The organism is Streptomyces sp. NPDC058401 (assembly GCF_042722885.1).
Classification (GTDB): Bacteria; Actinomycetota; Actinomycetes; order Streptomycetales; family Streptomycetaceae; genus Streptomyces.
This window is the reverse complement of the sequence record NZ_JBHXKA010000079.1, coordinates 21,106-37,336: the sequence shown is the minus strand read 5'-3', so window position 1 is coordinate 37,336 and position 16,231 is coordinate 21,106. Positions and strand designations below refer to the sequence as shown.

At 72.3% G+C, this 16,231-nt stretch carries 15 protein-coding genes; 6 read left to right on the top strand and 9 right to left on the bottom strand.

Annotated elements, in window-relative coordinates; genetic code table 11:
• From ACFWNV_RS25985 to ACFWNV_RS25970, 4 genes are all read right to left on the bottom strand, one after another.
• Positions 1-495, bottom strand: a 495-nt coding sequence (locus ACFWNV_RS25985; RefSeq protein WP_383951588.1) for a PTS sugar transporter subunit IIA, incomplete at its 3' end; no start/stop codon positions are given.
• Positions 496-503: 8 nt separating this feature from the next.
• Complete coding sequence (gene pfkB, locus ACFWNV_RS25980; RefSeq protein WP_383951583.1) at positions 504-1,457, bottom strand: 1-phosphofructokinase; 954 nt, start codon at positions 1,455-1,457, stop codon at positions 504-506.
• Entirely contained in the window at positions 1,454-2,215 is a 762-nt protein-coding gene (locus tag ACFWNV_RS25975) for a DeoR/GlpR family DNA-binding transcription regulator (protein WP_383951580.1), read from the bottom strand. The genes pfkB and ACFWNV_RS25975 overlap by 4 nt, the downstream gene beginning before the upstream one ends.
• A gap of 140 nt (positions 2,216-2,355) precedes the next feature.
• The gene (locus ACFWNV_RS25970; protein WP_383951577.1) at positions 2,356-3,945 is read right to left on the bottom strand and encodes an MFS transporter; all 1,590 of its coding nucleotides are present in this window, start codon (positions 3,943-3,945) and stop codon (positions 2,356-2,358) included.
• A gap of 62 nt (positions 3,946-4,007) precedes the next feature.
• On the opposite strand from ACFWNV_RS25970, the gene ACFWNV_RS25965 reads away from it, so the two are divergent.
• Complete coding sequence (locus ACFWNV_RS25965; RefSeq protein WP_383951575.1) at positions 4,008-4,967, top strand: helix-turn-helix transcriptional regulator; 960 nt, start codon at positions 4,008-4,010, stop codon at positions 4,965-4,967.
• Positions 4,968-5,175: 208 nt separating this feature from the next.
• Here ACFWNV_RS25965 and ACFWNV_RS25960 read toward each other — a convergent pair whose 3' ends face one another.
• Positions 5,176-6,153: an RNA polymerase sigma factor RpoD/SigA gene (locus ACFWNV_RS25960; protein ID WP_250737663.1), complete on the bottom strand. Its 978-nt coding sequence runs from the start codon at positions 6,151-6,153 to the stop codon at positions 5,176-5,178.
• A 552-nt stretch (positions 6,154-6,705) separates the two neighbouring features.
• Between ACFWNV_RS25960 and ACFWNV_RS25955 the strand changes: the two genes are divergently transcribed.
• Positions 6,706-7,317 (top strand): Uma2 family endonuclease, encoded by a 612-nt coding sequence (locus tag ACFWNV_RS25955; protein WP_383951570.1) that lies wholly within the window; start codon positions 6,706-6,708, stop codon positions 7,315-7,317.
• Here ACFWNV_RS25955 and ACFWNV_RS25950 read toward each other — a convergent pair.
• The 4 genes from ACFWNV_RS25950 to ACFWNV_RS25935 form a co-directional block, all read right to left on the bottom strand.
• The gene (locus ACFWNV_RS25950; protein WP_383951569.1) at positions 7,289-7,672 is read right to left on the bottom strand and encodes a hypothetical protein; all 384 of its coding nucleotides are present in this window, start codon (positions 7,670-7,672) and stop codon (positions 7,289-7,291) included. The two genes, ACFWNV_RS25955 and ACFWNV_RS25950, sit on opposite strands and share 29 nt — an antisense overlap.
• Entirely contained in the window at positions 7,665-8,459 is a 795-nt protein-coding gene (locus ACFWNV_RS25945) for a dioxygenase (protein ID WP_383951566.1), read from the bottom strand. The genes ACFWNV_RS25950 and ACFWNV_RS25945 overlap by 8 nt, the downstream gene beginning before the upstream one ends.
• 123 nt (positions 8,460-8,582) lie before the next feature.
• Positions 8,583-10,112, bottom strand: coding sequence for an MFS transporter (locus ACFWNV_RS25940; protein WP_383951563.1), 1,530 nt, complete (start codon positions 10,110-10,112; stop codon positions 8,583-8,585).
• 96 nt (positions 10,113-10,208) lie between these two features.
• The gene (locus tag ACFWNV_RS25935) at positions 10,209-10,829 is read right to left on the bottom strand and encodes a TetR/AcrR family transcriptional regulator (protein ID WP_383951586.1); all 621 of its coding nucleotides are present in this window, start codon (positions 10,827-10,829) and stop codon (positions 10,209-10,211) included.
• 521 nt (positions 10,830-11,350) lie between these two features.
• Between ACFWNV_RS25935 and ACFWNV_RS25930 the strand changes: the two genes are divergently transcribed.
• From ACFWNV_RS25930 to ACFWNV_RS25915, 4 genes are all read left to right on the top strand, one after another.
• Complete coding sequence (locus ACFWNV_RS25930; protein ID WP_383951560.1) at positions 11,351-12,631, top strand: M6 family metalloprotease domain-containing protein; 1,281 nt, start codon at positions 11,351-11,353, stop codon at positions 12,629-12,631.
• Positions 12,632-12,776: 145 nt separating this feature from the next.
• Positions 12,777-13,763 carry a zinc-binding dehydrogenase gene (locus ACFWNV_RS25925; protein WP_383951558.1) on the top strand — a complete coding sequence of 329 codons (987 nt, stop codon included), beginning with the start codon at positions 12,777-12,779 and terminating at the stop codon, positions 13,761-13,763.
• The gene (locus tag ACFWNV_RS25920) at positions 13,760-14,239 is read left to right on the top strand and encodes a RidA family protein (protein ID WP_383951555.1); all 480 of its coding nucleotides are present in this window, start codon (positions 13,760-13,762) and stop codon (positions 14,237-14,239) included. Before ACFWNV_RS25925 ends, ACFWNV_RS25920 begins: the two co-directional genes overlap by 4 nt.
• A 239-nt stretch (positions 14,240-14,478) precedes the next feature.
• A complete protein-coding gene (locus ACFWNV_RS25915) occupies positions 14,479-16,212 on the top strand; it encodes a PucR family transcriptional regulator (protein WP_383951552.1) in 1,734 nt (577 codons plus the stop codon).
• The last annotated feature ends 19 nt before the right edge of the window (positions 16,213-16,231 follow it).

The following is a 16,231-nucleotide window of genomic DNA, read 5'->3' as shown; positions in this document are numbered from 1 at the left end:
CCGCTCCTCAAACGCCGGAGGTGCTGGATTGGGTGCTGGAGGGGCTGGAGCCGGTTCTTCGCCGGCTATCAGCGCCGCCGCCTCCTCCGGGGTCGTCGCCGTGCGGAGGGCTGCGACGAAGTCGGGGCGCATCAGGCGGCGGGCCAGGGTGGAGAGGATGGAGAGGTGGGCGTCGTCGGCGCCGGCCGGGGCGGCTATCAGGAAGACGAGGTCCGCCGGGCCGTCCGGGGCGCCGAAGTCGATGCCCGACGGGGAGCGGCCGAAGGCCAGGGTGGGGGCCGTGACGTGGGTGGAGCGGCAGTGGGGGATGCCTATGCCGCCCTCAAGGCCGGTCGGCATCTGGGCCTCGCGGGCTACCACGTCGGCCAGGAAGCCGTCCAGGTCGGTGACCCGGCCCAGCGTCACCATCCGTTCGGCGAGGGCACGTGCCGCCCCCTCCTTGGACTCGGCGGACAGGTCGAGGTCGACCAGGTCTGCCGGCAGAAGGTTCTGCATCATCTCGCTCATCGCGCGTCGCTCATTTCGGACAGAGGGAGGTCCAGGGGCAGGTCCTGGGTGATGTGGACCGCGTCGGGACGCAGGTCCGAGGGGGCCGGCATGGCGCTGCCGGGCAGCTGGACCGCGGCGGCGCCGTGGGCCAGGGCGGAGGCCAGGGCCGCAGGGCCCGTACCTCCTGCGATCAGGAAGCCGGCGAGGGACGCGTCGCCCGCGCCGACGTTGCTGCGGACCGAGGAGACGGCCGCCGTGCCGTAGTAGGTGCCCTCCCCGGAGACCAGGAGCTGGCCGTCCGCGCCGAGCGAGGCCAGGACCGCGGCGGCGCCCAGCGAGCGCAGCTCCTCCGCGGCCTTGAGCACGTCGCCGAGGGTGGCCAGGGGCCGCCCCACCGCCGCCGCGAGTTCCGAGGCGTTCGGCTTGATGACGTCGGGGCGGGCCGGCAGCGCCGCGAGCAGCGCCGGGCCGGAGGTGTCCAGGGCGATGCGGGCTCCCCCGGCGTGGGCCCGGGTCACGATCTCGGCGTACCACTCGGGGCCGAGGCCCCGCGGGAGGCTGCCGCAGCAGGCGATCCAGGCGGCGCCGCCCGAGCAGGTGCGGACCGTTTCCAGGAGGAGCGCCGATTCCTCGGCGGTCAGGGCCGGGCCGGCGGCGTTGATCTTGGTGAGGGTGCCGTCCGGTTCGGCGAGGGAGATGTTGGAGCGGGTCTGGCCGGCGATGGAGACCGCCGTGACGTCCACGCCCTGCGCGCCGAGGAGTTCGGCGATCATCGTGCCCGGGGCCCCGCCGAGCGGCAGGACCGCCGTCGTACGGACGCCCGCGGCGGCCACCGCGCGGGAGACGTTGACTCCCTTGCCCCCGGGGTCGACCCGGTCGCCGCTGGCGCGGAGCACCTCGCCGCGGTCCAGCGAGGGGACCTCGTAGGTCCGGTCGAGGGAGGGGTTGGGGGTGACGGTGAGGATCATACGAGCACAACTTCCGTACCGGCGGCCTCGATCGCCGCCTTGTGGGCGGGGCTGAGCCCCTTGTCCGTGATGAGGAGGTCGACCTCCGCGAAGGAGCCGAAGCGGGCGAAGTGTTCCTGGCCCGCCTTCTCCGAGTCGGCGAGGAGGACGACGCGGCGGGCCGCCGCCATCGCGGCCCGTTTGACGGCGGCCTCGGCGAGGTCGGGGGTGGTCAGGCCGCCCTCCGCGGTGAAGCCGTTCGTCGCGAGGAAGAGGACGTCGGCGCGGATCTCGGCGTAGGCGCGCAGGGCCCAGGCGTCGACCGCGGCGCGGGTGCGGTGGCGGACGCGGCCTCCGACGAGATGGAGGTCGATGCCGGTGTGGTCGGCGAGCCGGGCGGCGACGGGCAGCGCGTGGGTGACCACGGTGAGCGCGGAGTCGACCGGGATGGCGGCCGCGAGGCGGGCCACCGTACTGCCCGCGTCGAGGACGATGCTGCCGCCGTCGGGGAGTTCGGCGAGGGCGGCGGCCGCGATGCGGTCCTTCTCGTCGGCCGCGGTGCCCTCGCGCTCGGTGAGGTCCGGCTCGAAGTCGAGGCGGCCGGCCGGTATGGCACCGCCGTGCACCCGGCGCACGAGCCCGGCCCGGTCGAGGGCCTTGAGGTCGCGGCGCACGGTCTCGGCCGTGACCTGGAACTGGTCGGCCAGGGACAGGACGTCGACCCGGCCCGCCTCGCGGGCGAGGCGGAGGATCTCCTGCTGGCGCTCCGGTGCGTACATGTGGTTTCAGATCCGTTCGATGCCCGACTCTGTGGGTTCTCTCGTAGAGTACGCCCGCTTGCGCCTGAAAACAAAACAAACGGGCATATCCGCCAACAGAAGCGGACATGCCCGTCAGGAGGGGCGCGGAGGGGTGCGGACTAGCCCGCGTGCTCCGTGCCGCCCTCGCGCTCGGCCATGGGGACGGCCTTGCGCGGCAGCATGAACATCACCGAGAAGATCACGACCAGGACGGCCACGACCCACCACATGGCGTGGTGGAACGCGTTGACGTAGGGCGGTCCGAAGGCCAGGTCGTTCTCGATGAACCCGAAGTAGACGACGGAGGTGAGGCCGAGGCCCAGCGCGTTGCCCATCTGGCCGGTGGTGTTGATCAGCCCGGACGCCGAACCGGCGTGCTCGCGCGGCACCTCGGAGAGCACCGTGTCGGTCAGCGGGGCGATGATCAGGCCCATGCCGACGCCCATGACGATCAGCGGGGCGGCCATCTGCCAGGAGGCGATGGCCATGCCGTAGCGGTCGGACTCCCAGATGTAGAGGAGCACGCCCGCGGCCATGATCAGCGCGCCGGCCTGGAGCACCTTGCGGCCGAAGCGCGGTACGAGCTTCTGCACGGACACGCCCGCGGCGGCCGAGACGGCGATCGAGAACGGGATGCCGGTGGAGCCCGCCTTCAGGGCGCTCCAGCCGAGGCCCATCTGCATGTAGAGCGTCCAGACCAGGAAGAAGATGCCGGTCGCGATGCCGAAGGTCAGCTGGACGGCGATGCCGCCCGCGAAGCTCTTGACCTTGAAGAGGGAGAGCTCGACGAGCGGGGAGCCGTCCTTCTTGATCTTGTACTTCTCGTAGACGATGAACGCACCGAAGACCAGCGGCGAGGCGATCATGCAGACGAAGCCCCACACGGGCCAGTCGTTCTCACGGCCGTGGGTGAGCGGGAAGATCAGCATGACCAGGGCGAGGGTGGCGAGCACGACGCCCACCAGGTCCAGGCGCAGCGCCTTGGGGGCCTTGGACTCGGAGATGAACTTGCGGCCCAGGATCACGCCGGCGATGCCGACGGGCAGGTTGATCAGGAAGATCGGGCGCCATTCGAGACCGGCGATGTTCCACTCGGTGAGCAGGGCTCCGAGCATCGGGCCCGAGACGGCGCCGAGGCCGATGATCGCGCCGAACAGGCCGAAGACCTTGCCGCGCTCGTGCGGCGGGAAGGTGACGTGGATGATCGCGAGCACCTGCGGGACCATCATCGCCGCCATGCCGCCCTGGAGGATCCGGGCGGCGACGAGCACGTCGGGGTTGGGCGAGAGGCCGCAGAGCAGCGAAGCCGCGGTGAAGCCGGATATGCCGATGAGGAACAGGCGCTTGCGGCCGTAGATGTCACCGAGACGGCCGCCGGTGATCAGGCCGGCGGCGAAGGCGAGTGCATAGCCGGCGGTGATCCACTGGATGGCGCTGGTGGAGGCGCCGAGGTCCTCGCGCATCCGGGGTATCGCGATGTTGACGATCGTGACGTCGACCAGGTCCATGAAGGCGGCGGTCATCACGATGGCGAGCGCGATCCAGCGGCGGCGGTCGGCGGGGGCGGCGGGCTCGCCGCCGGTCGCGCTCGTGGCTCCGGCGTCGCCGGCCTTGCTGATCGAGGTGGTCTCTGCGGGAGGGTCGGTCCGCTCTTCTTGTACGGGCCCGTTCTTTCCTTCGGGCGATGACTGGGTCGTCTCGGTGCTCATGAGGAGAAACCTAGACGGCATGTAGGTCAGTTGGTGTCCTATTTGGCTGGCACCTTTGAAGCATGACCGATACCCCGGCCCGCCTCCTCTCCCTGCTGTCCCTGCTCCAGACACCGCGCGAGTGGCCCGGGAGCGAACTGGCCGAGCGGCTGCGGGTGAGCGCCCGCACGATCCGGCGGGACATCGACCGGCTGCGGGAACTGGGGTACCCGGTGGAGGCCACGCTGGGCGCGGACGGCGGCTACCGGCTGGTGGCGGGCGCGGCGATGCCGCCGCTCGTCCTGGACGACGAGGAGGCCGTCGCGATCGCGGTGGGGCTGCGGGCGGGGGCCGGGCATGCGATCGAGGGCGTGGAGGAGGCCTCCGTACGAGCCCTCGCGAAGCTGGAACAGGTCCTGCCGGCACGGCTGCGGCGGCGGGTGGGCGCGCTGCAGTCGGCGACGGTCGCGTTGACGCGGGGGGACGGGGCGAGCGTGGATCCGCGGACGCTGACGGCGATCGCCTCGGCGGTGGCGGGGCCCGAGCGGCTGCGGTTCGCGTACCGCGACCGGGAAGGGGCGGCCTCGCGGCGGCTGGTCGAGCCGTACCGGCTGGTCAGCACCGGGAGCCGGTGGTACCTCGTGGCCTACGACATGGAGCGCCGGGACTGGCGGACCTTCCGGGTGGACCGGGTGAGCGAGCCGGGGGCGACGGGCGTGCGGTTCGCTCCGCGGGAGTTGCCGATGGATGCGGAGGAGTTCGTGCGGCGGGGGCTGCGGGGTGGGGAGTCGACGTACCGGGTCGATGTCACCTTCGCGGTGGAGGCGGGACTGCCGGAGTGGGTGCGGGAGCATGTGGTTCCCGGGGGCGGGGGTGGCTCCGCCGGGGTGCGGGTGCGGTTCGAGTCGGCGGATCCGGCGGAGTGGGTGGCCGCTCGGCTGGCCCTGGCCGGGGTGCCGTTTGCCGTGCACGGGCCGGGGGTGCTGGTGGAGGCGGCTCGGGTGCTGGGGGCGCGGCTGGGGGAGGCTGCGGGGCCGCCGTAGCGGAGGCCGGCCCTGCGGGGGCTGTCCCCTACCCGCCCTTCGCCCGTTCCCTGGGGCTCCGCCCCAGACCCCGCGCCTCAAACGCCGGCGGGGCTGGGTTTGGTGCTGGGTGGGCTGGGTTTGGAGCTGGGTGGGCAAAGGGGAGCCCCCGGCGCCTGGGGGGGATAGGCGCCGGGGGCTCGTATGGGGGGCTTCGGACTGGGGCCGGTCAGGCCACCGCGTCGAAGCCGGTATCGCGGGCCATCTTCTTCAGTTCGAGCAGCGCGTGCTTCTCGATCTGACGGATCCGCTCGCGGGTCAGACCGTGCTGCTTCCCCACTTCTGTCAGCGTACGCTCTCGACCGTCGTCAATGCCGTAACGCATCTTGATGATCGACGCGGTTCGCTGGTCCAGCTTGCCCAGCAGGTCCTCCAGCTCCTCGCTGCGGAGCAGGGAGAGGACGGACTGCTCCGGGGAAATGGCCGAGGTGTCTTCGAGCAGGTCGCCGAACTGCGTGTCGCCGTCCTCGTCCACGCCCATGTTCAGGCTGACCGGGTCGCGCGCCCAGTCCAGGACGTCGCCGACGCGCTTCTCCGTGGTGTCCAGCTCGGCGGCGATCTCCGCGTGCTCCGGGTCCCGGCCGTTCTCGCGGTTGAACTCGCGCTGGACCCGGCGGATCCGGCCGAGCTCCTCCACCAGGTGGACGGGGAGCCGGATGGTGCGGGACTGGTCGGCGATGGAGCGGGTGATCGCCTGGCGGATCCACCACGTGGCGTACGTGGAGAACTTGAAGCCCTTGGCGTAGTCGAACTTCTCCACGGCGCGGACCAGGCCGGCGTTGCCCTCCTGGATGAGGTCGAGGAGCGGCAGTCCGCTGCGCGGGTAGCGGCGGGCCACGGCGACGACCAGGCGGAGGTTGGAGCGGATGAAGACTTCCTTGGCGCGCTCGCCCTCGGCCGCCAGGAGCTCCAGCTCCTCCTGCGAGGGCTTCTTGCCCTTGCGCTCTATCGCGCCGTCGAGGATCTGCTGGGCGTACACGCCCGCCTCGATGATCTGCGAGAGCTCGACTTCCTTGGCCGCGTCGAGCAGCGGGGTGCGCGCGATCTCGTCCAGGTACATGCCGACCAGGTCGCGGTCTGCGATCTCCCCGCCCACAGCGCGAGCGCTGCTCGTGGACTGACGACGGGCGACGGCGCGGGTTGCCATGCGTGCTCCCTTGCGAAGAGTTCGGTCGCGGTGGTGCGGTGGTTCGGCTGCTCTGGTGCGGCTGCCCGGACACTCTCCCGAGTGCCCGCTTCCGAAGGAAACAACGACTGGAAACGGGACAGAATTCCCACGTTGCTCCCTCTTTTTCGAGATCTTGCAGTATCCTGCCCCGCCACGCCCCGGCCCGAGCGGATCGATGACGCCGTCGGGCTCGAAGATCCGCAGGTCAGGACGGGGATCGCGGCCCACCCTGGAGCCCCGGCGGGCCCGTGCGACCGGGGCCCGAATGAGACCGCCGTCACACTTGACAGGGGCGCTTTCGGCGCGTTCCCCGGCTGCGCTCCTACCCCAAGAGACGACCGTCACCGGCTTCTGGTTGCCTCGGCCAGTGACGACCTACCCGTCCGAGTGAAGGAGGGGCATATTCCTGCGGCATGAGTGGGTTCCCCTCCAGCATCGGAGAGTCGCTTGTGCCGTCCGGTCTGCGACGCCCACACGCAGAGGAGGTGCTGCACATGACCCGCTCTCGCCCACGAGACGCTGGAGGCCGTTATGCCTGAGGTCGCGACTCCCCCGTCGGGCCTTGACGACGCCCTGTGGCAGGCATGGAAAGCGATCGAACTCCCCGAGGGCTATCACGCCGAGATCGTCGAGGGGCTCATCGAGGTGTCACCCACGGGTCGCTTGTCGCACAGCCAGATCACCAACCGCCTTCGCCGCGCCTTGGACAAGTTCCTGGACCGGAGCGATTTCGCGGCTTTCCAAGACACGAATGTCATTCAGGCACGGAAGATCCGGATCCCCGACGTCCTGGTCGCACCCGAGGACGCGGAAGCACACGGCGGCGAGGACGGGATCGGCATCAAGGCCGCTCCCGTCCAAGTGATCGTCGAGGTCGTCTCCCCCGGAGGCGACGGCATTACACGCGACCGCACCCGCAAGCGGCGTGAATACGCGCGGGCGGGCCTTCCCGTCTACGTCCTCATCGACGACCACGATGAGCTCGGCACCGTGACCGTGCTGACCGCCCCCGATCCGGACCAGGCCATCTACGAGGACGAGGTCCGGGCGGCCTACGGCGCCACGGTCACCATCCCGGTCGGCCCCGCCAAGGGGTTCACCATCGGGGAGGACGTCACAGGTCCGGTCCGGGGCGGCGGGTAGCCACCTGCGGGCAGGCGTGGCAGGCGGGTGGGCCCGACTGGGTCCACCATTTGCAGGCCGGGCGGAGGTGGCAGGCGGGAAGTGCCGCGGGCTGCGGTGGGGGTGTGGTCAGGCGGACCGCCAGGGTGCAGGTGTCGGCCGCGCGGTTGAGGCAGTGCGGGACGCAGTGGGAGGCCAGGCGGAGCAGGCGGCGTGGTTCCACGGCGGGTGGGAGCTCGGCCAGGGCCTCGGCCGCCGGGCGGGGGGCGGGGAGGTAGGCCGGGGGGCCGTCCAGGCCGTCGCGGATGGCGAGGACCAGCGACTCCGGCGCGTACGCGGAGCCGCTGGGGCACCAGAGCTGCTCGGGGTCAGCCAAATTGCAGGGAGCGCTTCGAGAGGCCCATCCAGAAGCCCGAGACCGGGGTGGAGGCGGTGGCGAGGTCGGATTCGGCGGCGCCCAGGGTGACGAACAGCGGGGCGAAGTGTTCCGTACGGGGGTGGGCCAGGCGGCCGGCCGGGGACTTGGCTTCGAAGTCGAGCAGGGCGTCGATGTCGGAGGCGGCCAGGGCCTCGTGGCCCCAGGCGTCGAACTCGGCGGACCACGAGGGGACGCCGGGACCGGTGTGGCGCAGGGCGGCCAGGTTGTGGGTGAAGAAGCCGCTGCCCACGATGAGGACGCCCTCGTCGCGCAGGGGGGCCAGCTTGCGGCCGATCTCCATCAGGCGGCGCGGATCGAGGGTCGGCATCGATATCTGGAGCACCGGGATGTCGGCCCCGGGGAACATCTCCACCAGGGGGACGTACGCGCCGTGGTCCAGGCCGCGGTCGGGGATGTCCTGGACGGGGGTGCCGGGTGCCTTGAGGAGCTTGCGGACCGACGCGGCCAGCTCGGGGGCGCCCGGAGCCTCGTAGCGGACCTGGTAGTAGTGCTCGGGGAAGCCCCAGAAGTCGTAGACGAGCGGGATCCGCTCGGTGGCGCCGAGGGCGAGCGGGGCCTCTTCCCAGTGGGCGGAGACCATCAGGATCGCGCGGGGGCGGGGCAGATCCGCGGACCAGGCGGCCAGTTCGCCGGGCCAGACCGGGTCGTCCGCGAGCGGCGGGGCTCCGTGGCTCAGGTACAGCGCCGGCATCCGGGTGGGGGTGAGGGCTTCGGGCGTCGGCATCAGGAGCTCCAGGAATCGTCGCGGCGGGGCGCCACGAACAGACTAACCCCGCATCGTTCAAATTTGAACGATGCGGGGTCATCAGTCATTCCCGTACGCACCCCGGAGCGGGGCCCGGGCGGGTCAGTGGGCGATCACCGGGACCTTCAGCTCGGCCTCCTCGCCCTCGGCGACCGGGTCGCCCGCCCCCGGCTTGCCGGTGGTGATGAGGGTGAGGGCGATGAGCGAGCTGGCGACCAGGATGCCGACCGCCCACCAGATCGCGGAGGCGTAGCCCTCCACCATGGCCTGGGCCTGGATCAGCTGCGCCGCCGGGCCGCCCGCCGCGGCCGCGGCCGCGTGGTCGGTCAGGTACGCGGTCGTCGCGGAGGCGGCGATCGTGTTCAGCAGGGCGGTGCCGATCGCGCCGCCCACCTGCTGCGAGGTGTTGACCATCGCGGAGGCGACACCGGCGTCGGCCGGGTTCACCCCGTACGTGGCCAGGGACATGGCGGGCATGAACGCGGTACCCATGCCGAGGCCCAGCAGCAGCTGCGCGGGCAGGATCAGCGCCGGGTAGGAGGAGCCGACCTCGAGCTGCGTCAGCAGCAGCATGCCGCTCGCGGCGACCATGAAGCCGGGGCCCATCAGCAGGCGCGGGGGAACCCGCGTCATGAGGCGGGCGCCGATCTGCGTGGAGCCGGTGATCATGCCCACGATCATCGGGAGGAAGGCGAAGCCGGTCTGGACGGGCGAGAAGCCCTTCACGACCTGCAGGTAGTAGGTGAGGAAGAGGAACAGGCCGAACATCGAGATGACGGCGAGGCCCAGCGAGAGGTAGACGCCGCCGCGGTTGCGCTCCAGCAGGACGCGCAGCGGGAGCAGCGGGTTCTTCATGCGGGACTCGACGAAGACGAACGCGGAGAGCAGCACCACGGAGGCGACGAACATGCCCACGGTGAGGCCGTCCGACCAGCCGGCCGACTCGGCGCGGGTGAATCCGTAGACGAGGGCGACCAGACCGGTCGTGGACAGCAGGACACCGGGGATGTCGAGCGGGGCGCGGTTACGGCCGCCGGCCGGCTCGCGGATGATCATCCAGGCGCCGACGGCGGCGATGATCGCGAACGGGATGTTGACGAAGAAGGTCCAGCGCCAGTTCAGGTACTCGGTGAGGAAGCCGCCGAGGATCAGGCCCACGGCGCCGCCGCCACCGGCGATCGCACCGTAGATGCCGAAGGCCTTGGCGCGCTCCTTGGCGTCGGTGAACATCACGGCCAGCAGCGAGAGCGCGGCGGGCGCGAGCAGTGCGCCGAAGGCGCCCTGGAGGGCGCGGGCGCCCAGCATCATGGCCTCGCCCTGTGCGGCGCCGCCCAGCGCGGAGGCCAGGGCGAAGCCGATGAGGCCGACGATGAAGGCGTTCTTGCGGCCCCACTTGTCGGCGATGCGGCCGCCGAAGAGGAGCAGGCCGCCGAAGGCGAGCGCGTACGCGGTGATGACCCACTGGCGGTTGCCGTCGGAGATGCCGAGGTCGGTCTGGGCGGACGGGAGCGCGATGTTCACGATGGTGGCGTCGAGGACGACCATCAGCTGCGCCAGCGCGATGAAGACCAGGGCCTTCCAGCGACTGGGGTCGGCGCCGGCCAGCTGCGGGTTCGCGGCTGTTTTTGACATGGGGGTACCCACTTCATGGTGCGAGATGACTGAAAAGTGCTTATTCGGACGGTTTTACGGACGGGTTTACGAAGCTAAAGGGCGCGACCCGAGGCGTCACATGGTTTTCCGCCTCAGATCCGCCAGCGTGGTCGCCGAGCCCGGCAGTTCGGAGCGGGCCGGGGCCCTCAACCCGTCGAGGAAGAGCTGGAGATGGCGGTGGACGAAGGTGTCCGCGTCGAAGCAGCCCGTGCCCGGGAGGGGGCGGCTGAGCTGGGACAGCGCGATCATCAGGTCGCCGACGCCGATGTCCGTACGCACGAGACCGGAGGAGCGGCCGGCGGCCAGCAGGGCCTCGACGGCCTCCTCCAAGCTCGCGCGGGAGTCGAGCAGTTCGGGGTGGTCGTGGTCGAAGTCGCTGGAGAGCACCGGGCACAGGGAGCCGATCCGCTCGTCCGCCGCCGCGTGCGTGAAGCGGCACAGGGCGGCGAAGGCGTCCGGCTCCTCGGCGAGCGAGTCGACGGCCAGACCGGCCACCCGGTCCAGGCCGAAGAGCACGACGTGGTGGATCAGGGCCGGACGGTCGGGGAAGTGCCGGTAGAGCGTGGCGTTGCCCACGCCGGCCCGGCGGGCGATCTCGTCGAGCGGGGCGGCCGGGCCGAACTCCACGAGCGCGTCGCGGGCGGCGGTCAGGATGCGCTCCCGGTTGCGGACGGCGTCGGCGCGCGGGCGCGGCACCCCGTCCGCACCGGCCCGGGCCCGCTTGCCCGCGACCTTGCCCGCCGCCTTGACGGCGGCCTTGACCTTGCCCGCAGCCGCACCCACGACCGCGCAGGCGCCCGTAGCCGTAGGCGTAGCCGTTCCCGTAGCCGCGCCCGCGCCCGCACCCGTACCCGTACCCGCGGTCGGAGCCGTGAGGTCGAGGGCGGCCTCCGGGCCCGGTACGGGCAGGGCCGCCGGATCGGTGGTGGCGGGGCTCTTCATGGACGGCTCCCTGAGGGGTGACGCGTACGGGCGGGCGGGTCGCCCGTCCCGCGCGAAACGGGGAGCGACTCCCCGGTTCATGGGGACTCTGGTTCAAACGGGGAGAGGGTCCCCGCTTATTTCACTCTCCCGTGTGACCTGGGTCACATGCAGCCGAGGCTTTTGATCTCGTTTGGCCTCTTCCGACGCGCGAGCCCGCCCCAGCCGTCGGAGGGTGAGGCCACAGAGCGCAGTCCGGACCCGGCCGGCTGCCGCGGACCCGAAGGCCGATCTCCATGTCGCAGACGCGCCACCGGATACGCAAGCCAAGCCGCACCAGCGTCTACATCGGCATCACGGCGCTGGCCCTCGGCATCACGGCGACGGCGAGCGCGGGCATATCCAGCCGCAGCCATTCGGCGGCCGGGCCGGTGGGCGCGACCAGCGCCGAGGCGCTGCTCGCCCCGTGCCGGATCTCCGGCGCGATGGGCGTGCAGATGTCCGAAGGACTGCCGACCTCGCCGGGGTACTCGCGCTCGACCGGCGAGGTCCGGGCGCTGAACCTGATGATCGACTTCCCCGACGCCAAGGGCGAGGGCACGGCGGCCGACCGGCTGGCGGAGTTCTTCCCGCAGACCTCCGACTGGTTCCGCACCAGCTCCTACGGACGGCTGACCTACCGGTCCGAGGCGCCGATAAAGAACTGGCTGCGGATGCCGATGCCGTTCGCGGCGTACGGCATCGAGCGGGGTTCGGCGTACGAGCCCGGCTACCGCCAGCTCGTCGAGCACATCATCAAGACCTCCGACGCCGAGGTCGATTTCTCCCGGTACGACCTGATAAACATCCTCGTCACGCCGAACGCCGGCCCCTCCGCCCTGGACACCGTCCTCTCCGTCACCTTCTCCGGCAACGGCGAGGCCCCGATGGCCGACGGCGTCCCGCTCGCCAACACGTCCTTCGTCTACAGCCGCCAGGACGACGGCTCCGGCACCTACCGGGAGACGGGCTACCGCGTGCTCCCCCACGAGAACGGGCACGTCTTCGGCCTGCCCGACCTCTACACCGCCGACGGCGGCGGCACGGTGGGGCACTGGGACATCATGAGCGAGGACTGGGGAGCCAACAACGACCTGCTGGGCTGGCACAAGTGGAAGCTGGGCTGGCTCGACAGCAACCAGATCAGCTGCGCCGGGAAGTCCGGGGTCAGCGACCACGTACTGAGCCCGCTGGCCGTGGAGGGCGGCACCAAGCTGGCCTTCATCCCCGTCTCGGAGAGCGCCGGCTTCGCCGTGGAGGTCCGTACCCGTGCCGGGAACGACGAGGCCGTCTGCAAGCCCGGCGTGCTCATCTACAAGGTGGACTCCGAGGTGGACACCGGCCGCGGGCCCGTCACCGTCTCCGACAGCTCCGGCGCGAGCGGCGGCTGCACCCGGCGGTCCAACGTGCACGCGGAGCTCTCGGACGCGCCGTTCCGGCCGGGCGAGACCTTCACCGACGAGAAGTCGGGCATCAGCGTCTCGGTCGTGGGCGAGCTGCGCAACGGCAGCTACCAGGTCCGGGTCACCCGACCGTAGGGGCCGCGGGCGCCGTACGGGACGAGCAGCGGCTCCAAGTGCTGACGCTCGGCCCGCCGACAAGCGACCTACGGCCCCCCGCCGGACCGGATCCGTCCGGCGAAGGTTGAAGCTCGACCCGTGTAACGACGTAGTAAGGAGTCTCGTGAAGGCCTTCGCGCTGCGCCGTACCGGCGAGCCGCCCGCCGTGCTGGACCGGCCCGTCCCCCATCCCGGGGCGGGCGAGGTCCTCGTACGCACCACGGCCGCGCTCATCTGCGCCTGGGACGGGCACACCGCCGCCGGGGCGCCCACCGGGCTCGGCCACGAGGCCGTCGGCGTCGTCGAGGCCGTCGGCCCCGGGGTCTGCCCCTCCTACGTCGGCCGGCGCGTCGGCGTCGAGGGCCACGGGAGGCTCGCCGAGTTCTTCCGCGCCCCGGCGGCCGGGGCCGGGCTGGTCCCGCTCCCCGACACCATCTCCGACCACCAGGCCCTCTACGCGGCGGGCGCCCTCCCCACCGGCTTCGCCGCCGCCGAACAGTCCGGGCCTCCCCCGGGCGGGAGCGTGGTCGTCTTCGGCCAGGGCGCGGTCGGACTCAGCGCGACCATCGCGGCCGGCCGGCTGCGCGGGGCCCGCGTCATCGCCGTCGAGCCGGAGATGAAGCGCCAGCGCCTCGCCCTGCGGTTCGGGGCCGACGTGGTGATCGACCCGGCCTACGAGGACACCACCGAGCGGATCATGGAGCTGACCGCCGGCGCCGGCGCCGACCGCGCGATCATGGCGACGGCCGCGCCGGCCGCCGCGCGGGCCGCCCGCGCGGGGCTCTCGGGGAGCGGGAAGATCACGTACGCCCGCTGCCGGCCGCCGCAGAGCAGCGGGGCGCGGCTCGCGCGGGCGCTGCACCTGATCGGGGACGGGCTGGTGGACCCGACGGTGATCACCACGCACGAGTTCCCGTTCGACCGGGTCGGGGAGGCCTTCGGACGGCTCGCCGCGAAGGAGCCGGGGATGATCAAGCCGGTCATCCTCTTCCCGCGTCCGGCCGCCTCCGCCTCCGGTTCCGGTTCCGCTTCCGCCTCCGGTTCCGCCTCCGCCTCCGGTTCCGCCTCCGCCTCCGCTTCCGTCAGCGACCACAAGGAGATCCGAGCATGAGCAGCACCCCCGAAGAGCGCCTGGCCGCCGCCGGGCTGAAGCTTCCGCCGACGCCCTCGCCGGTCGCCGTGTACGTCCCCGCCGTGCAGAGCGGGCACTACGTGTACACCTCCGGCCAGCTCCCGATGGTCGACGGCGCGCTCCCCCTCACCGGGAAGGTCGGCGCCGAGGTCACGGCGGAGCAGGCCAAGGAGCTGGCGCAGCAGTGCGCGCTGAACGCGCTGGCGGCCGTCGCCTCCGTCGCCGGGGACCTCTCCAACGTGAAGCGGGTGGTCAAGGTGGTCGGCTTCGTGGCCAGCGACCCGCGCTTCACGGGACAGCCCGGCGTGCTCAACGGCGCGAGCGAGCTGCTGGGCACCGCCTTCGGCGACGCGGGCATCCACGCCCGCAGCGCGGTCGGCGTGAGCGTGCTGCCGCTGGACGCACCCGTCGAGGTGGAGCTCCTCGTCGAACTGCACGCTCCGATGGGGCTCTAGGCCGTCCCTTGCCGATCAGGCCCGGGCTCGGCTGAACTCGGCCGGTCTCGGCCGGACTCGGTCGCACCCAGCCGGACCCGGCCGGACCCGGTCGTACCCGGCCGTCACCGATCCCACGAACCGGGGCGCTCGAACTCACCCCGATTTACGTGGAATTACCCCACCGTAAAGGTCTGACCTGCGGTTCTGTGGGGAGCCTTCGCGATCGTGATCCCGGCTGCACATGGCAGGGTGGGGTCATGAGGCTCCGTGATCTGCTGTCGTCCGAAGAGGCCCACGCGCCTGCGGACCCGTGTCTGCTGCGCCTGCTGGGCCTGCCCGGCGGCGAGCGGGACCTCGACCGGCCCGTCCTCGGAACGGTGACGATCGACCTGCCCGACCCCGGGCGCTTCGTGTCCCCGGGGGACCTGGTGCTGTCCGGACTGGCCTGGCACCACAAGGACGCGGGGACCGAACGGGCCGACGCGTTCGTCCGCGTGCTCGTGGAGGCGGGCGCCGTGGCGCTGGGCGCGGGCGAGGCGCAGTTCGGCCACGTCCTCGACGATCTGGTGGAGGCCTGTGCCCGGTACGGGCTGCCGCTGCTCGCGGTGGGCGTGGAGGTGCCGTTCACCTCGGTCACCGAGTACGTGGCGCGCGGCCGGACCGAGGAGCGGATCGGCGGTCTCGCCGCGCTCGTGGACCGGCACCGGCGCTTCAGCACCGAGCGGCAGGCCGGGGCGGGGGCCGAAGCCCTCCTCGAACTGCTGCTGGCCGAGCTGGACCTGCACGCGCACATCCTCTCCCCGACCGGCCGGCAGATCGCGGGCGCGCGGCCGCCGCTGCCCGAGAAGACGGCCTCGGCGCTGGCCGGGCGGTTCCTGGCCGCCGAGCGGGCGGGCGAGCGGGCCCCGCACCGTACCGTCGCGCGCGGGACGGCCTTCTCCCTGTTCCCGGTCCGTTCCGGGGCCGGGGCCGGGGCCGGGGCCGGAGAGGGGGAGCGCGCTCCCGGTGCGTCGCTGACCGACTGGCTGATCGCCGTCGAGGCCGACACCGCCGACTGGAACGGCGAACGCATCGACCTGCTGGGCCGGCTCGCCCGGCTGGTCGCGGTGGAGCGCGGCGGCCGCGACACCGACCGCACGATGCGGCGGCGCGCCGCCGAACGACTGCTGGCGCTGGCCGGTTCGGCCGCTGCCGTGGAGGGCGGGCAGGCGCTCTTCGAGGAAGAGGAGGCGGCGGCCGCCCGGCTCACGGCCGGGGCCGGGCGGGAGGCCGGGGAAGGCGGCCCGCAGGGCCCGCTGCGCTGGCAGGCCGTATCGGCCCGGCTGGACGCGCCGGGCGGGCCCGGGTTCCCCGTGGCCGCGTCCGTACGGGACCTGCTGGAAGAAATCCTGCTGCATCCGCGCTGCCTGGGGCCCGACGCCGGTGCGCGGCTGGCCGTCACGGCGGCCGGGGACGGGGCCGAGGCCGTCGCCTTCGTGCTCGTCGACGCGGACGCCCTGCTGACCCCGGACGCGGTCGTCCGGGTCGCCGGCGGTTCGCTGCCGCGCGGACTGCGGGCCGGGGAGCGGCTGGCCTTCGGGGTCAGCGATGCGGTGGGCGGGGCCGCGGAGCTGCGGCACGCGCTCGCGCAGGCCCGTAACGCCCGTCAGGTCACGGCCCCTTCGGAACCGGTCGCCGCCTGCGGGCCGGACGATCTCGCCGCGCACGTCATGGCGCTGCTGCCGCTGATCCCGGCCGAGGTCCGGCGGGAGTTCAGCCGCCGGCTGCTGGCCCCGCTGACGGACTACGACCGGCGCTACCGCTCCGACCTGGTGCCCACCCTGCGGTCCTTCCTGGAACACGACGGCTCCTGGGCGCGTTGCGGGGAGGCACTGCACCTGCACGTGAACTCGCTGCGCTACCGGATCAGCCGCATCGAGGCACTGACGGGCCGCAACCTGAGCCGGCTCGAGGACAAGATGGACTTCGCCGCGGCCCTGCACATGGGCTGAGCCGACACCGAGGGGGATC